The following is a 15,125-nucleotide window of genomic DNA, read 5'->3' on the forward strand; positions in this document are numbered from 1 at the left end:
CCCACGCCCAGCTCCGCGACACCGACCGAGTCCACCCCGGCAGCGGTCAACCTGATCCCGGATGCCTATTTGGGGAGGCCCTTCAACGATGTCCGCAACGAGCTGATCGGCCAGGGGCTGCAAGTCACCGGCGTCGAGGTGGTCAACGACGCGACACCTGGCACCGTCACCAACATTGACCCTTCCGGTCCGGTTCAGCCCGGCACCACCATCACCGTCAGCTACTCCAAGGGACCGGAAATGGTTTCCGTCCCGTCCATCAAGGCAGGCTCAAGCGAGGCCAAGGTCCAGCAGGCCATCCAGGACGCCGGGCTGCGCTGGGCCAAGGGAGCCGACGTCAGTCCCACGAACAAGAACGAAGATCCCGGAACCTTCGTGAGCTCGGAGCCTCCTTCCGGGTCCAAGGTGCCCGCCGGCAGCGTTGTGACCTATCACCTCGCCGAAGCCACCGCCACAACACCTTCACCTACCAAGTCCGGACCCTAAAGAATCATGAGCAATACACCCCGCACTCCGTCGCACAGGGAGGAACGCCCGGCGAACACGCAGCGCGTCCTCAGCGGGCGCTATGAGCTGGGTGAGCTGATCGGCCGTGGCGGCATGGCGGATGTTTTCCGCGGCGTCGATACCCGGCTGGGACGTACAGTGGCCGTCAAGCTGCTTCGCCCTGACCTGGCCAGGGACCCCCAGTTCCAGGCCCGGTTCAAGCGCGAGGCCCAGGCTGTCGCGGCACTCAACCACCCTTCGATTGTGGCTGTCTTCGACACCGGGGACCACGCGGTCCCCGGTGACCACGACGACAGCGTCCGTGTGCCCTACATCGTGATGGAATTCGTTTCCGGCAAGACGATCCGCGATCTGGTGCGGGCCAAGGACGTCACCATCGATCAGGCGATCGACTTCACGCTGGGCGTGCTGTCCGCGCTCGATTACAGTCACAAGGCCGGAATCGTGCACCGCGACATCAAACCCGCCAACGTGATGTTTTGCCCGGATTCGAACAGCGTCAAGGTCATGGACTTCGGGATCGCCCGGGCCATGGCGGACTCCTCGGCCACCATGACGCAGACCCAGGCAGTCGTGGGGACCGCCCAGTACCTGTCCCCCGAACAGGCACGGGGCGAAACCGTCGATGCACGGAGCGATCTCTACTCCGCAGGATGCCTTCTCTATGAGATGCTGGCCGGCCGGCCGCCGTTCATCGGCGACAGCCCAGTCTCCGTGGCCTACCAGCACGTGCGTGAGATCCCGGAGCCCGCCAGCAGCCTCAACCCCGAGGTCTCCGCTGCGCTGGACAGCGTGTTGATGAAGGCCTTGCAAAAGAACCGCGCGGACCGGTTCCAGGACGCGGCCGCCTTCCGCCGTGCCCTGCGGGCCGCGCGCAGCGGCGTTCCGGTGGCAGCACCGGCCGCCAGTGAAGCCCCCACGGACCCCACCAACGCCGTTCCCCGGCATGACCCCCTGGCGCCTACGGCAGCGTTCACGCTGACCGGGGCCAAGTTCCTTGACGATTCCCCGGGCGGCCGGCTGCGGCCCGCTGAAGAAACGCCCGACGACGAGCAGTTGCTGCAGCCCGCAGACACCGAACTTTATGACACGGACGACACCGGCAGCCTGCCCCTGGTGCTGCCGGTCGAACGCGAGCACACGCCGCGCCAGAAGTCGCGCCGCCGCACGTGGATCGCGACCCTGGTGGTCCTCACGATGCTGGTATTGGCCGGGGGCGGTCTGTGGCTCTACAACCTCATGAACCAGGCCCCGCCGCAGGCAACCAAGGTTCTGGTTCCCACGGTGACGTCCCTGACGGAATCAGAGGCCCTGCAAAGGCTGTACAACGCCGGCTTCAAGCCACAGCTCCAACGGCTGCAGCACGAGAGCATCCCCAAGGGCGCAGCCATTGGCACGGTGCCGACGTCGGGAAGTTCCATGGACGCCAACTCGGACATCATCCTCAATATTTCCGAAGGCCCCAGCGCGGTCACCATCCCCACCGACCTCCCGGGCCGGACGGAGGCGGCGGCCCGCGATCTCCTGCACCAAAAGGGACTGACCGGGTCCCTCACCACCAAGATGTCCAACCACCCCACGGTCCCTGTCGGCATTGTCATCACCACCAACCCGGCCCCGGGACAAATTGTGGCCGTCGCGGACACCGTCGAAATCGTCGTCTCCACCGGGAAGGTTGCTGTGCCCCAGCTGATCGGGCTGCCGCTGGCGGAGGCGGAGGCGAAAATGACGGAGCAGGGTCTGAAGCTCAACGTCACCGAAGTGGAGAATTCCCAGGTGGCCCCGGGCAAGGTGACAGGCCAGGCCGATGCCGCGGATTCGCTCGTGGAACAGGGTAAGACCATCACCGTGACCGTGGCCAAGGCGCCAGCGCCGCCCCCCTCACCGACGCCCACGCCCACGCCAACGCCCACCAAAACCACGACAAAGGAGGGCGCGGTCCTGGACGGACTGTTCCCCTAGGCCGGGCGGGACAGCGGGTAAGGGCCAGCTACCGCCGAGCCGGCGCGTGCAGAGCTCGCGCATGCAGTGCGTGCAAGGTCAGGGCAGGAGCATGCTGTACCTAAAGAGTCAGTGCTTGATAAGCGGGCTGAGTTCCGCTGCCCGCTCAGCGGCGCCGGCCATGCCCAGCGACTCGAGCCAGTTGCCCAGCATCTGGTAGCCGCCTTCGGTCAGGACAGATTCCGGGTGGAACTGGACACCGCACAGCGGGGCGGTGCGGTGCTGCAGGCCCATCACAACACCGGTGCCCGTTTCCGCGGTGATCTCCAGGACTTCCGGGATGCTCGCGCGGACGGCGGCCAGAGAGTGGTAGCGGGTGGCCGTGAGCGGGGAGGGCAGCCCGGCAAACACGCTGGTTCCGTGATGTTCGACGAGGGAAGTCTTGCCGTGCATCAGTTCGGGAGCGTGAGTTACGGTTCCGCCGTAGGCCTCCGCCAGCGCCTGGTGGCCCAGGCACACACCCAGCATGGGCTTGTCATGGCTGCCGCACCATTTGATCAGCTCAATGCAGACGCCGGCCCCGGCGGGATTCCCCGGTCCGGGAGAGATGAGGACACCGTCCCGTGCCTCGGCCATTTCGATCGCCTCGGCGAGCGTGACGTCGTCGTTGCGGACCACGGTGGTCTCGGCACCGAGTTCCTGGAGATAGCCGACCAGGGTGTAGACAAAGCTGTCGTAGTTGTCTACGACCAGGATCTTGGTTGTACTCATGGGTGCTTTGCTGAACCAATCGTTGAATCTGTTAACTGGGTGAATTGCGCCAGCCAAGGAAAAAGGAACTGAACCATCAATACCAGTGCTCCGGCCGCCAGCACCAGCGCAGTCGCAATCCTGAGCCACAAGGGACCGGGAAGGTGGCGGAAAAACCAGCCATAAATCCGTCAGCCTTCCCTGGCCGCGCGGGCCGCCTGGATAATTTCAGCCGGCGGCTCTGCGGAAACAGGTTGCCACCTTTCAAGCAGCGTGTAGGCCACAAAGCGTTCCTGGGAGCCAAACCGCGGATTGCAGCTCGTCGGGGTCAGATAGCTCTCCGTCGGCGCGGCGCCCGGCCGCGTCGGCACCGGCTCATCGGTCCGTGAGGGGAGGCCTGTCTGGCTGTTCCGGAACACGTAGACATAGTAGCCCTCGCGGGTCTGGACGTAGATCCAGTCCCCGGGCACTAAGGCGTCGACATGGTCCAGGACCGCGTCGTGAGCCTGCCGGTGTCCGGCCACGGCGAAGTTTCCCGCAGCCCCTGGCATGGCCGTGCCCTGATGGTGCCCGATGCCCATAGTGTCCAACACCGCCGTCGTGGTTGCCTGACCGATGGGGCGGTTGCGGGGTCCACGGTGTGGCCGGAACTACAGCTAGAATTGTGCGAGCAAAAAGAATTCAAACTTGACCAAGAGCGCGTTGGCCGGCGGGGGCTCCTGTCCTGCAGGATATAAAGCCACATTGCCGCTCTTGTTCCAGCCCGCCAAGGAGGATCAGTGCCCGAGTCGAAGCCGCGTAAAAGGACTGCCCGTGTGGCCCCGCAGACTTCTGCTGCGGAGGCCTACAAGCCCAATCCGGTCTGGTTCAAGCCGGTCATGTTTGGCCTGATGATCATTGGCCTGCTGTGGATCATCACGTTCTACATCACCGAGGGCGCCTTCCCGGTGCAGTCATGGGCGTCGTGGAACATTGTCGCCGGATTCGGAATCGCGATCATCGGCTTCCTAATGACCACGCGCTGGCGTTCCTGAACAGGCCCGCGCGGCGCACATCCCTGACGGGCCGGTACACACAGTGTGCCGGCCGTCGTCGTTAATCCCCGGCCCTAATTCCCGGCCCAGCGAAGGAACCCAGATGACTCCGGCAGTGAGCGGCTCAACCATAGGCGACGACGGACTGGCGCGGCCGGCGTGGGCATCCGTGGATCCCATGCTGCGCGAGTACTACGACAACGAGTGGGGCATGCCCGTCCGGGATGAGCAGGGCCTCTACGAACGAATCAGCCTCGAGGGGTTCCAGGCGGGGCTGTCCTGGGCCACGATTCTGCGCAAGCGGCCCGCCTTCCGCGCGGCATTCAAGGACTTCGACCCGGAACTGGTGGCCCTCTTCACGGACACCGATGTGGAGCGTCTCATGCTCGACGCCGGGATCGTCCGGAACCGGCTGAAGATCCAGGCAACCATCACCAATGCCCGGGCTACTCTGGCGTTGAGGGACGACGGCGGCCTGGTTGACTTCGTATGGGGGTTCCAGCCGGTGGCCACACCCCGGCCCAGCTCCCTCGACCAGGTCCCCACCACCTCGGCCGAGTCCATCGCGCTCTCGAAGGCGCTGCGCAAGAAGGGCTTCGCCTTCGTCGGGCCCACCACCATGTTCGCGCTCATGGAGGCTACCGGAATGGTGGACACCCATCTGCTGGACAGCCACCGGCGCGGAACTTCGGGCGTCTGGCCGCACTGACCAGTCGGGCGACACCCTGCCCCAACCTTATCCACAGCTGTGCACAAGTCTGGGGAAACTTATCCACACTGTTTATAAGTTCCCGGGCTAATGGCGCGTTTCGGCCCAGTTTAAAGGCCACTGCCGGGTCCAAGGCCGATGACGGGATCCCCGGGCGGACGCGAATTACAGCCTTGTAAGTTATTAACAGTGTGGATTGTCTGTGGACAAGTACGGCAGGCCCATCAGTCAGACCCCATCAGACCGTGGACGGCACTGCTGCACCCTTAGTGGGCATGGCCAGTCCCGAAATGAAGTCGCCTGGCCGGACAGGCAGGGCACCAGATGAGTTATCCACTTAATAACACCCCACTACCCACAAGTTATCCACAGCTGGGGATAACAGCCCGCGCCCCGGCCCCGCAACCCCTGCTGCGGGGCCATGAGCCGGGTTAGTTCCCACGGAAACTCAGACCATCAAGTTATTAACACTGTGAATAACCCTGTTGAAACACACCGCCGCTGTGCCCGGGTCCCTGCCTCCGCACCGGGCGGACTGTGGCGCTGTGTCGCTGTGTCGCGGCTCATCCGCCTGCGGCGGCGACACCTGGAGGCAGCGGACAGAGACAGCGCGGCAGTGGCCGCATCACAGAGAGCGCGATCGGCCCCGCGTCAGAGCTGGCGCGACCTGGAATGCCGCGTACAGATGCAGTGGAGAGCCGGTGACGGCGTGGCATGGCCTGGAGGGGGCCGGCGCCTGGAAACCGTCGCGGTGCAGGGAGGCACTGCAGGCAATGGTGCCGGCTGGCAGAAGCGTCGGGCCAGCGATCAAAGTTGTCCACTTACGCACAGGGCAACCCACAGAAGTTATCCACAGGTGTGGAGATCAGGCAGGACGCAGCGCCTCTGCGCCGGAAAATCGCCAGCTCAGGCGGTCAGATCCGGGTCGCCACGTTGAACTACACGCTTGTAAGTTATTAACAATGTGGATAACCCTTGTGGAAAACTTTCGAGGCCGCACCTCTGAATTCAGAGGTTGGGGCTCGGCCGGAGTTTGCGCACGGAAAGTCCCCACCTCTGGGCAGCGGGGAGGGGGACCGAAAGGACCGGAGGGCACTGCGGACAGCAAAACCGGGCCGCAACATGCGGCCGGGAACATGGGCTGGAGCGGGCTAGGCGCCGGCGCCGGCCATCCGGACGACGGACGCGACGATCACCAAGGCAAGGACCCCGCCAAGGCCGATGGCCTGCAGCAGGGTCTGCCGGGGGCCGCGCGGGGTATAGGCAATGACTGCGGCGCTCAGGGCGCCGGTGACGAGGCCGCCGAGATGGGCCTGCCACGCGATCTGGGGCACCATGAAACCGATGACCCCGTTGATGGCGATCAGGACCAAGAGTTGGCGGACTTCTCCGCCGCGTTGACGCTGGACCACCAGCAGCGCGCCGAACAGGCCGAAGATGGCGCCGGAGGCGCCCACGAGTCCCACGGGGCCGTTCACGGGATACACCGGGGTCAGCAGGAGAAAGCCGACGGATCCGCCGACGGCCGAGAGCAGGTAGATGGCCAGGAAGCGGGCGTGGCCCAGCAGCGGTTCAAGGATCTGGCCGAAAATCCACAGCGTATACATGTTCAGGACGATGTGGAGCAGGAATCCCTGCGAGTGCAGGAACGCCGAGGTGAGCAGCCGCCATGGTTCAACATCAGTCAGGGCGGGCGCGTAGGCAAGTTGCTGGTAGATCCCGTCGTTGGGAACCATCCACTGCAGGGCATAGACAAGGGCGCACAGCCCGATGATCACGAAAGTGACCACGGGTTTGCCGGCGGTCACGGCACCGCCGTAGACGGTCCTGACTGTCGGCGTCGTGCGTTTGGTTTCGTTGACACAGTCAACACATTGGAATCCGACGGCGGCCGCCCGCTGGCAGTCGGGGCACGCAGGGCGCCCGCACCGCTGGCAGCGCACATAGGCAGGCCTGTCCGGGTGCCTGGGGCATACCGGGACCTCTGCGGACGGCTCTGCCGCCGGAACTCCGTAGCTCATGGTGTGGGGTTAGAGCTTTTCGATGTCAATGCTGTTGATGGTGACATCCTCGACGGGGCGGTCGCCCATGCCGGTGCGGACGCCTTCGATCGCGTCGACGACCTTCTTGGAATCCTCATCGGCGACTTCACCGAAGATGCTGTGCTTGCCCTGCAGCCAGCCGGTGGGGATGGTGGTGATGAAGAACTGCGAACCGTTGGTGCCGCGCCCCATCTGGACACCGGCGTTGGCCATGGCCAGCTTGTACGGCTCGTTGAAAGTCAGTTCCGGGTGGATTTCATCGTCGAACTTGTAGCCCGGTCCACCGGTGCCGCGGCCCAGGGGGTCGCCGGCCTGGATCATGAAGTCCTTGATGATGCGGTGGAAGATGGTGCCGTTGTAGAGCGGCGTGCCGGTCTTGTCCTCGCCCGTTTCCGGGTGGGTCCAGGCCTTCTCACCGGTGGCCAGCCCGACGAAGTTGTCGACAGTCTTCGGCGCGTGGTTGCCATAGAGGTTGACGACGATGTCGCCGAGGCTCGTGTGGATAGTGGCTTTTGCGGTTGCGTTGGCAGTCATAGCGCCTATTCTTCCATGACGGCTCCGCCCCCATAGGGCCGCACAGTCAGTTCCGCGCTGGGTGAAATCCACTGGAAATCGGTCTGAAGAATAGCCGGTGCGTTCCTAGACACGTAGGCTAACAGCAGAACCGTCACATTAATCGGGAGGTAGTTGTGAAGAAAACGGATCGTATTGCCCGTGACCTGGAGCAGTCAGTCAGCACCGGAGTAGACAGCGCCAAGGATTGGGCGGCTCCGCGGGTTGAGGCTGCCGTGAACTGGGCTGTTCCCCGCCTGCAGTATGGGCTGGATACCGCCTCTCCCAAAATCCAGGAGGGGCTCAAGTCAGCGGCCCACAATCTGGCCGGTAGCGTTGCCACTGTCACCCCTCGCCTTCAGGATGGCCTGGCCCAGCTTGCACCGAAAATCCACGACGCCGCGGAAAGCGCGACCCCGCGCCTGCACGAGGCTGTGGACAAGGCCTCACCGGTGATCCTCAACGCACGCGACCGGGTGGTTGTCGAGTACCTTCCCAGGCTTTCGGACCAGATCGGACAGGCTTCCGTGGCCGTCCACCGCACGCTGGAAAACGCTCCGGCCCACGTGGACGCCGTCGCACAGAAGCTTGTTGATTCCGGCGTGGTCCACGGCGTCCAGGCACAGGCCCAGACTGCCAAGGGACATGCGAAGAATCACGCGAAGACTGCAGGAAAGAACATCAAGGCGGCCGCCACCGAAGTCAGCAAGACAGCCAATGCCAAGCTCGCCAAGCAGCAGAAGCCCAAGCACCGCGGCCTGCTGATTTTCGGCATCATCGCTGCCGCAGCTGCCGCCGGTGTCGCCGCCTGGAGGGCTTCCAGGCCGGTGGAGGACCCCTGGAAGGTGCCGACGCCGGTAACGCCTGCCCCGACGGCCGCTCCTGCCGGCGAAGCGCTGAAGGACACCGCCGACAAGGCCGGCTCCGCGGCTGTTGCGGCAGCGGACTCTGCGGCCGAGGCTTCCACCGAGGCATCCGGTTCCGTAGCTGCCGCGGCGGACAAAGCGACAGAAGCGGCCAAGGACGTTGCCGACGACACCGCGAAGACTGCCGCCAAGGTTGCCACCGATGCCAAGACGGCCGTCCGCAACATCGCGTCCAACCTGAACAACGGGGCAGACAAGCCGAATAAGTAGCTCCGGCTGTATTCTCCCAAGGAGGGATTCCGCTACGGCGGGATCCCTCCTTTTGTTTCACACGGCGTGTTTCCCGCGGCAGGGTTTGCTCGGACTGGGGAGGCGCGTCGCGCTCCGCCTTCAAACGGCAGGCTAGATGCTAAATTTGTGGTGATGTCACCCCATAGATCACCCCAGGATGCTTTGCTCATTGCTCCGCCACCGGCTGTATCTATTGTGATTCCGGCGTACAACGAGGAAAGCGTCATCCGGCAGTGTCTGATCGCCGCGGTATACCAGTCGGTGCCTGCCCACGAAATCATTGTGGTGGACAACCTGTCCAAGGACCGCACGGCAGAGATCGTGCGGCAGATGCAGCTGGAGTATCCGGAGAGTCCCATCATCCTGCTCAGCCAGGACCGCGATCAGGGGCTCATCCCCACACGCAATTTCGGTCTTGACCACGCCACCGGTGACATCCTGGGCCGGATCGACGCCGATTCCGTGCTGGAACCGGACTGGGTGGAGCAGGTGCAGAAAGCCTTCGCTGACGAGTCGGTGCACGCTGCGACCGGTCCGGTGGTCTATTACGACATGCCCATGCGCCGGTTTGGGCTCAAGGCAGACGACAAAATGCGTCAGCTAATGCTCAGGCTTGCTAAGCACCAGTATCACTTCCTCTTCGGCTCCAACATGGCACTGCGTCGCTCGGCTTGGGAAACCATCCGTGCAGAGGCGTGCCGCGACGAGCGGGACGAGATGCACGAGGACATCGATCTTTCGCTGCATCTGGCCGACCACGAACTCCGGATCCAGTACTGGCCGCAGATGATCTCGGGTATGTCGGCGCGGCGGCTGGAGGACTCGCCGCGGGATTACCGCTACTACGTGACGCGCTTTGACCGCACCTACAAGGCCCACAACGTCAAGAAGATGGCATTGAAGGCACCCATGGTGGTCTTCTTCTCGGTGTATTTCCCCGCGAAATTGCTCCGCGCCATTCACACGGTCAACGTGGCCCAGCCAGCCCGCCGCGGCGGCCAATAGGCCCGGCGAACAGGCGCGGCCGCTCAGAGCGGCCCCGCCGGCTCCTAGTCGGTGCCAAGCTCCGCCAGCCGCTCTGCGCCGGGGCCCTCCGCAGCGCGCCCCTCAGCAGCGCCCCGGGTGGAGCGTGAGCCGCGCTGCCCCAGGACCACGACGGCGAGCCCCACCAGGATCATCACCAGTCCGGCATAGGTCCCGGCCGGGAGCGTCTCGCCCAGGAACGCCGCAGCCAAAAGCGCCGCTCCCGGGATTTCCAGCAAAATGATCATGGACACCAGCAGCGGGCTCATGGTCGCCAGCAGATAGTTGAACGCGGTGTGCCCCACCAGCTGTGCGCACACGGTGATGGCGAGGATCCCCAGCCAGCCGGTGGCTTCGAACCCTGCCAGCGGCGCTCCGGCCACCAGCGCCATCCCCGCCACAATCGCGGCGCACATGCCGTAGCACAGGGTCGTGTAGACGCCGGTGCCCATGCTCTGCCGGGCCTTGCCTCCGGCGAGCGTGTAGACGCCCGCCAGGGCGCCGCCGGCCACGGCCAGGAGATCGCCCACGAGCGCCTCGGGCGAGGTGCCCATATCAAAGCCGGTAATCGTCACTACACCGCCGAAGGCGAGCCCCAGCCCTACCAGGACCGGCCAGCGGAACCGGACTCCCCGGAAGAGTTGGAAGATCGCGATCCAGCCTGACTGAAGGCACACCAGTGCCGTCGCCGCCGCGACCGACGTCAACTGCAGGGAGGTGATGAAGCATGCGAAGTGCAGGGCCAGGGCCACGGCAGCGGCGAGCGACCAGCGGAACTCGGCTCCGGTCACGTGGCTGAACTGACGGGGGTTGCGGACCACAACCGGACCGGCCATCACGACCGCTCCAATGGCGTTGCGCCAGAAAGCAATGGCGAGGGCACTAACCGACGTGGCGCCCAGTGTGGCTGCAATAAGCGGCCCGGACGACGCCACACCCAGCACCCCTACGGCTGCAAGTAAGAAGTTCACGCTCCAACACTAATGGGACGGACCGTGGTGGCCCTTTACAGCCGCTACTCCTTGACCGGTGCATACCGCGGTGCCAACCTTAAACCGCGGTCTCACATCTCGGTCTCGCCATCATCGAAGAAGGAGACCATCATGGCGTCAATGATCCGCAAGAGCCTGGACAATCCCGAAGAAACACGTCCTGTTGCCGAAGGCATGGGCAGGGTGGATCTCGTCAATCTGGACTCCGGCCCGGTTGGACGGGCCACTTTCCTCCCAGGCTGGAAATGGTCAGATCACGTCAAGCCGATCGCCAAAACGGACAGCTGCATGGCCAGCCATACCGGCTACACGATTTCCGGCCGCATCAAAGTCGTCATGGATGACGGCGAAGAACTCGAATTCGGGCCCGGCGACTTCGGCGTCATTCCGCCGGGTCACGACGCCTGGGTACTCGGCGACGAGCCCTACGTGTTTATCGACTGGCAGGGGATGGCGGACTACGCCAAGCCGAAGGAGTGAGTGAGGCACGGGCATGAAAAAAGCCCCGGGCCGCGTTTCCGCGGTCCGGGGCTCATTCTATGGTGGAGGCACGGGGACTCGAACCCCGAACCCCCTGCTTGCAAAGCAGGTGCGCTACCAATTGCGCCATGCCCCCATAAGAAGCAACCCGTCAATCATACCTTAGGTCCGGACAGCTGATTTCCAGCTTCCACTCCCAGGCTCCGGGCTAGTCAACCGTATCGGTTGAATTGCTCCAGATCACTTTCCGGGCTTCGGATTCCTGCACTTTCCTGTAGAGGAGGACGCCTGCGACCGTGGCTGCGATAACCAGCAACTTCTTCACATGCTCCCCGTTCCGGTTCAGTCATCGACGAACCTTCACTAACCTCTGCCAGAACCAGTACTGGTTCCGTGGGCGTACCAGGACTTGAACCTGGGACCTCTTCGTTATCAGCGAAGCGCTCTAACCGCCTGAGCTATACGCCCCGATGCCTCATCGGGCCGAGATATGACTGTACAGCACATCCCGGCCCGATCTCAAATCGAGGCCCTTTCCCGCGGGATTCCGCGGAAAAGTACGGGAATTAGTCGTCCGTGAGGGTCACGCCAATGCCGCCCACGAGCGTCGCCGCAATGTTGTACAGCACCGCCGAAAGCATCGACAGGGCTGTCAGCAGCACCACGTTGATCACGGCGATGATGGTCGCGAACGACGCCACCTGCCCCAGGGACGCCACCTTCTTCAATTCAAAGCCGCCACCCTCAGAACCGGCCAGGGTCCCGAGCAGGCTGTCCACCTGGTCAAAGATCCCGGTAAGGTCCAAAACGGTCCAGAGCACGATCGCCGCCACGACCGTGACGATTCCCAGCGCCACGGAGAGCAGGAAGGCCATTTTCAGCACGGACCAAGGGTCTACCTTGCTGACCAGCAGCCTGGCACGGCGCACCTTGGCCTTCGGAGCCGGCTTGATCAGCCCGGCGGTGCCCTGCCCGCCGGACTGGGCGGCCCGCTGGCCCGGGACTGCGGGGCGCTGGCCGGGGACCGTGGGGCGCTGGCCGGGTGCGGGGGGACGCTGTCCCGTTCCTGCGGCTGCGCCGGACACGCCCGGGCGCTGCTGCGGACGCGAGGGAGCGCCGCTTACGCGCGGCGCGGCGGTGGGCTGCCGCACTCCGCCAGGCACGCCGCTGCTCGGGTTGGGATATGAGTCCGAATTACTCACTCGTTACCTCCGGTGTTTTCTTCGTCCAGCTCGGCATTGCCTGATGACTCATCTGACTCCGGGGCCGGTACTGATTCTGCCGCTGCGGACTCCTCATGCAATCCGCCATCTTCAGCCAACGTTACGTCATCCGGCGTGGAAGCCCGATTTTCGGCGTCCCCGCCGGCATCCCCGCCTGCATATTCGCTGTCGTCTTGACCTTCGGTCGAATCGTCGCTTTCCAGCCCGCGTTCGGTGTTGCGTGCAACGGCGATGATGCGGTCGTTCTTGTCCGGCTTGGCAAAAATAACGCCCATGGTGTCGCGGCCCTTGGCGGGCACGCCGGTGACCGAGGAGCGGACCACCTTGCCGCCCTCCATGACCACCAGGACTTCATCCTCTTCCTGGACAATGAGGGCGCCGACAAGGTGCCCGCGCTCCTCCTGGTACTTGCCGACCTTGATGCCGAGCCCGCCGCGGCCCTGGAGCCGGTATTCCTCCACCGCGGTCCGCTTGGCGAAGCCGCCTTCGGTGACAATGAAGACGTACGATCCGTCCTGAACGACGTCGGCCGCCAGCAGTTCGTCGTCCTCCCGGAACTTCATGCCGGTCACGCCGGAGGTGGCGCGGCCCATCGGGCGCAGTGCATCGTCCGTCGCCGTGAACCGGACGGACTGGCCCTTGCGGGAGACCAACATGAGGTCATCGGTCTCGGAGACCAGCTGGGCCGAGACGAGCTCGTCGCCGTCGCGCAGGTTGATGGCGATCACGCCGGCGGACCGGTTGGTGTCGTAGTCCTCCAGCCGGGTTTTCTTGACCAGGCCGCGCTTGGTGGCGAGCACCAGGTACGGGGCGTGCTGGTAGTCCCGAAGGTCCAGCACCTGGGCGATGTGCTCATCCGGCTGGAAGGCCAGCAGGTTGGCCACGTGCTGGCCCTTGGCGTCACGTCCGGCTTCGGCGAGCTCGTAGGCCTTGGCCCGGTAGACGCGTCCGAGGTTGGTGAAGAAGAGCAGCCAGTGGTGCGTGGTGGTGACGAAGAAGTGCTCCACGACGTCGTCCCCGCGCAGCTGGGCGCCCTTGATGCCCTTGCCGCCGCGCTGCTGGGAGCGGTAGTTGTCGCTGCGGGTGCGCTTGACGTACCCGCCGCGGGTGATGGTGACCACCATCTCCTCTTCAGGGATCAGGTCCTCCATCGACATGTCGCCGTCGAAGCCCATCAGCACCTTGGTGCGGCGGTCATCGCCGTGCTTCGCCACGATTTCGGCCAGTTCCGTGCTGATGATCTCGCGCTGGCGCGCTTCAGAGGCCAGGATCGAGTTGTACTCGGCGATCAGGGCCTCAAGCTCGGCATGGCGGTCCTGGATCCTCTGGCGTTCCAGCGCCGCAAGCCGGCGCAGCTGCATGTCCAGGATGGCCCGGGCCTGCAGCTCGTCGATGTCGAGCAGTTCCATCAGCCCGTCGCGTGCAGCCTCAGTGGTGTTGGAGGCGCGGATGAGGGCGATGACCTCGTCGAGCATGTCCAGCGCTTTGAGCAGGGCGCGGAGGATGTGCGCTTCTTCCTCGGCCTTGCGCAGGCGGTAGCGCGTGCGCCGGGCGATGACGTCCATCTGGTGGGTGACCCAGTGGCGGATGAACGCATCGAGGCTGAGCGTGCGCGGCACACCGTCAACGATGGCGAGCATGTTGGCGGCGAAGTTGTCCTGCAGCTGGGTGTGCTTGTAGAGGTTGTTCAGCACCACCTTGGCCACGGCGTCGCGCTTAAGCACAATCACCAGGCGCTGACCGGTGCGGCCCGAGGTCTCATCGCGGAGGTCGGCGATGCCGGAGATTTTGCCGTCCCTGACCAGTTCGGCGATCTTGATGGCCAGGTTGTCCGGGTTGGCCTGGTACGGCAGCTCGGTGACCACCAGGCACGTGCGGCCCTGGAGTTCCTCGACGCTGACCACCGCACGCATGGTGATGGAACCGCGGCCGGTGCGGTAGGCATCCTCGATGCCCTTGTGGCCGAGGATGGTGGCGCCGGTCGGGAAGTCCGGTCCCTTGATGCGCACCAGGAGCTCTTCGAGCAGTTCCTCCCGGCTGGCGGTCGGGTTCGCGAGGTACCACTGAACGCCGTCGGCGACTTCGCGGAGGTTGTGCGGCGGGATGTTGGTGGCCATGCCGACGGCGATGCCCGAGGAGCCATTGACCAACAGGTTCGGGAACCGGGCCGGCAAGATGGTCGGCTCCTGGTTCTTGCCGTCGTAGTTGTCCTGGAAGTCGACTGTTTCCTCGTCGATGTCCCGGACCATCTCCATGGCGAGCGGCGCCATCTTGGTTTCGGTGTACCGCGGGGCGGCCGCGCCGTCGTTGCCGGGCGAGCCGAAGTTACCCTGGCCGAGCGCCAGCGGGTAGCGCATGGTCCAGTCCTGGATCAGGCGGACCAGGGCATCGTAGATCGCGGTGTCGCCGTGCGGGTGGTACTGGCCCATGACCTCTCCCACCACGCGGGCACACTTGTTGAAGGAGCGGTCCGGGCGGTAGCCGCCGTCGAACATCGCGTAGAGCACGCGGCGGTGGACGGGCTTGAGGCCGTCGCGGACGTCCGGCAGCGCGCGGCCCACGATCACGGCCATGGCGTAGTCGAGGTAGGAGCGCTGCATTTCGGTCTGCAGGTCCACCTGCTCGACCCGGTCAGTCAGTACGTCGCCGTCGAGGATGGCGCCTTCAAGGACGGGCTCGGAGCCGGCCGGCACCTCGGGTGTTTCGTCACTCATA

14 protein-coding genes, 2 tRNA genes and 1 pseudogene are annotated in these 15,125 nt (G+C 64.7%); 7 read left to right on the top strand and 10 right to left on the bottom strand.

The window, feature by feature from the left end; all coding sequences use genetic code 11:
- On the top strand, nt 1-486 hold a 486-nt coding region (locus LQV16_RS08740), incomplete at its 5' end, for a PASTA domain-containing protein (protein ID WP_229993504.1).
- A gap of 6 nt (nt 487-492) precedes the next feature.
- Entirely contained in the window at nt 493-2,469 is a 1,977-nt protein-coding gene (gene pknB / locus LQV16_RS08745) for a Stk1 family PASTA domain-containing Ser/Thr kinase (RefSeq protein ID WP_229993505.1), read from the top strand.
- Nucleotides 2,470-2,577: 108 nt separating this feature from the next.
- Here pknB and LQV16_RS08750 read toward each other — a convergent pair whose 3' ends face one another.
- On the bottom strand, nt 2,578-3,219 hold the full coding sequence (locus LQV16_RS08750) for a gamma-glutamyl-gamma-aminobutyrate hydrolase family protein (RefSeq protein ID WP_229993506.1): 642 nt from the start codon (nt 3,217-3,219) through the stop codon (nt 2,578-2,580).
- Between the two features lie 170 nt (nt 3,220-3,389).
- A pseudogene (locus LQV16_RS08755) lies at nt 3,390-3,821 on the bottom strand (sortase); the annotation flags it as partial.
- Nucleotides 3,822-3,977: 156 nt separating this feature from the next.
- On the opposite strand from LQV16_RS08755, the gene LQV16_RS08760 reads away from it, so the two are divergent.
- Together LQV16_RS08760 and LQV16_RS08765 are read left to right on the top strand one after the other, a co-directional pair.
- On the top strand, nt 3,978-4,232 hold the full coding sequence (locus LQV16_RS08760) for a cell division protein CrgA (RefSeq protein WP_091560774.1): 255 nt from the start codon (nt 3,978-3,980) through the stop codon (nt 4,230-4,232).
- Between the two features lie 103 nt (nt 4,233-4,335).
- Nucleotides 4,336-4,941 (top strand): DNA-3-methyladenine glycosylase I, encoded by a 606-nt coding sequence (locus tag LQV16_RS08765; protein WP_290369353.1) that lies wholly within the window; start codon nt 4,336-4,338, stop codon nt 4,939-4,941.
- Between the two features lie 1,151 nt (nt 4,942-6,092).
- Here the strand turns inward: LQV16_RS08765 and LQV16_RS08770 are convergent.
- Nucleotides 6,093-6,962 (bottom strand): rhomboid family intramembrane serine protease, encoded by an 870-nt coding sequence (locus LQV16_RS08770; RefSeq protein ID WP_229993507.1) that lies wholly within the window; start codon nt 6,960-6,962, stop codon nt 6,093-6,095.
- A 9-nt stretch (nt 6,963-6,971) separates the two neighbouring features.
- A complete protein-coding gene (locus LQV16_RS08775; RefSeq protein WP_229993508.1) occupies nt 6,972-7,517 on the bottom strand; it encodes a peptidylprolyl isomerase in 546 nt (181 codons plus the stop codon).
- A gap of 155 nt (nt 7,518-7,672) precedes the next feature.
- Between LQV16_RS08775 and LQV16_RS08780 the strand changes: the two genes are divergently transcribed.
- On the top strand, nt 7,673-8,671 hold the full coding sequence (locus LQV16_RS08780; protein WP_229993509.1) for a hypothetical protein: 999 nt from the start codon (nt 7,673-7,675) through the stop codon (nt 8,669-8,671).
- A gap of 153 nt (nt 8,672-8,824) precedes the next feature.
- Complete coding sequence (locus LQV16_RS08785; protein ID WP_229993510.1) at nt 8,825-9,697, top strand: glycosyltransferase family 2 protein; 873 nt, start codon at nt 8,825-8,827, stop codon at nt 9,695-9,697.
- Between the two features lie 44 nt (nt 9,698-9,741).
- On the opposite strand, the gene LQV16_RS08790 is transcribed toward LQV16_RS08785, so the two are convergent.
- Nucleotides 9,742-10,686 carry a DMT family transporter gene (locus tag LQV16_RS08790; RefSeq protein WP_229993511.1) on the bottom strand — a complete coding sequence of 315 codons (945 nt, stop codon included), beginning with the start codon at nt 10,684-10,686 and terminating at the stop codon, nt 9,742-9,744.
- Between the two features lie 132 nt (nt 10,687-10,818).
- Here LQV16_RS08790 and LQV16_RS08795 point away from each other — a divergent pair, with 132 nt between their 5' ends.
- Nucleotides 10,819-11,187: a cupin domain-containing protein gene (locus tag LQV16_RS08795; protein ID WP_229993512.1), complete on the top strand. Its 369-nt coding sequence runs from the start codon at nt 10,819-10,821 to the stop codon at nt 11,185-11,187.
- A 60-nt stretch (nt 11,188-11,247) separates the two neighbouring features.
- On the opposite strand, the gene LQV16_RS08800 is transcribed toward LQV16_RS08795, so the two are convergent.
- From LQV16_RS08800 to gyrA, 5 genes are all read right to left on the bottom strand, one after another.
- A tRNA-Ala gene (locus LQV16_RS08800) sits at nt 11,248-11,323 on the bottom strand.
- Between the two features lie 72 nt (nt 11,324-11,395).
- Nucleotides 11,396-11,512: a DLW-39 family protein gene (locus LQV16_RS08805; protein ID WP_216699097.1), complete on the bottom strand. Its 117-nt coding sequence runs from the start codon at nt 11,510-11,512 to the stop codon at nt 11,396-11,398.
- 69 nt (nt 11,513-11,581) lie between these two features.
- Nucleotides 11,582-11,655, bottom strand: a tRNA-Ile gene (locus tag LQV16_RS08810).
- A gap of 98 nt (nt 11,656-11,753) precedes the next feature.
- Nucleotides 11,754-12,389: a DUF3566 domain-containing protein gene (locus LQV16_RS08815; RefSeq protein ID WP_229993513.1), complete on the bottom strand. Its 636-nt coding sequence runs from the start codon at nt 12,387-12,389 to the stop codon at nt 11,754-11,756.
- Nucleotides 12,386-15,124 carry a DNA gyrase subunit A gene (gene gyrA / locus LQV16_RS08820; RefSeq protein WP_229993514.1) on the bottom strand — a complete coding sequence of 913 codons (2,739 nt, stop codon included), beginning with the start codon at nt 15,122-15,124 and terminating at the stop codon, nt 12,386-12,388. Before gyrA ends, LQV16_RS08815 begins: the two co-directional genes overlap by 4 nt.
- Nucleotide 15,125: the final 1 nt, after the last annotated feature.

The organism is Arthrobacter sp. Bi26 (assembly GCF_918697925.1).
GTDB lineage: Bacteria > Actinomycetota > Actinomycetes > Actinomycetales > Micrococcaceae > Arthrobacter.

Coding starts and splice junctions, on each gene's coding strand:
- gyrA (WP_229993514.1), bottom strand. CDS start 15,124: ATGAGTGACGAAACACCCGAGGTGCCGGCCGGCTCCGAGCCCGTCCTT.
- LQV16_RS08775 (WP_229993508.1), bottom strand. CDS start 7,517: ATGACTGCCAACGCAACCGCAAAAGCCACTATCCACACGAGCCTCGGC.
- LQV16_RS08750 (WP_229993506.1), bottom strand. CDS start 3,219: ATGAGTACAACCAAGATCCTGGTCGTAGACAACTACGACAGCTTTGTC.
- LQV16_RS08765 (WP_290369353.1), top strand. CDS start 4,336: ATGACTCCGGCAGTGAGCGGCTCAACCATAGGCGACGACGGACTGGCG.
- LQV16_RS08795 (WP_229993512.1), top strand. CDS start 10,819: ATGGCGTCAATGATCCGCAAGAGCCTGGACAATCCCGAAGAAACACGT.
- LQV16_RS08785 (WP_229993510.1), top strand. CDS start 8,825: ATGTCACCCCATAGATCACCCCAGGATGCTTTGCTCATTGCTCCGCCA.
- pknB (WP_229993505.1), top strand. CDS start 493: ATGAGCAATACACCCCGCACTCCGTCGCACAGGGAGGAACGCCCGGCG.
- LQV16_RS08770 (WP_229993507.1), bottom strand. CDS start 6,962: ATGAGCTACGGAGTTCCGGCGGCAGAGCCGTCCGCAGAGGTCCCGGTA.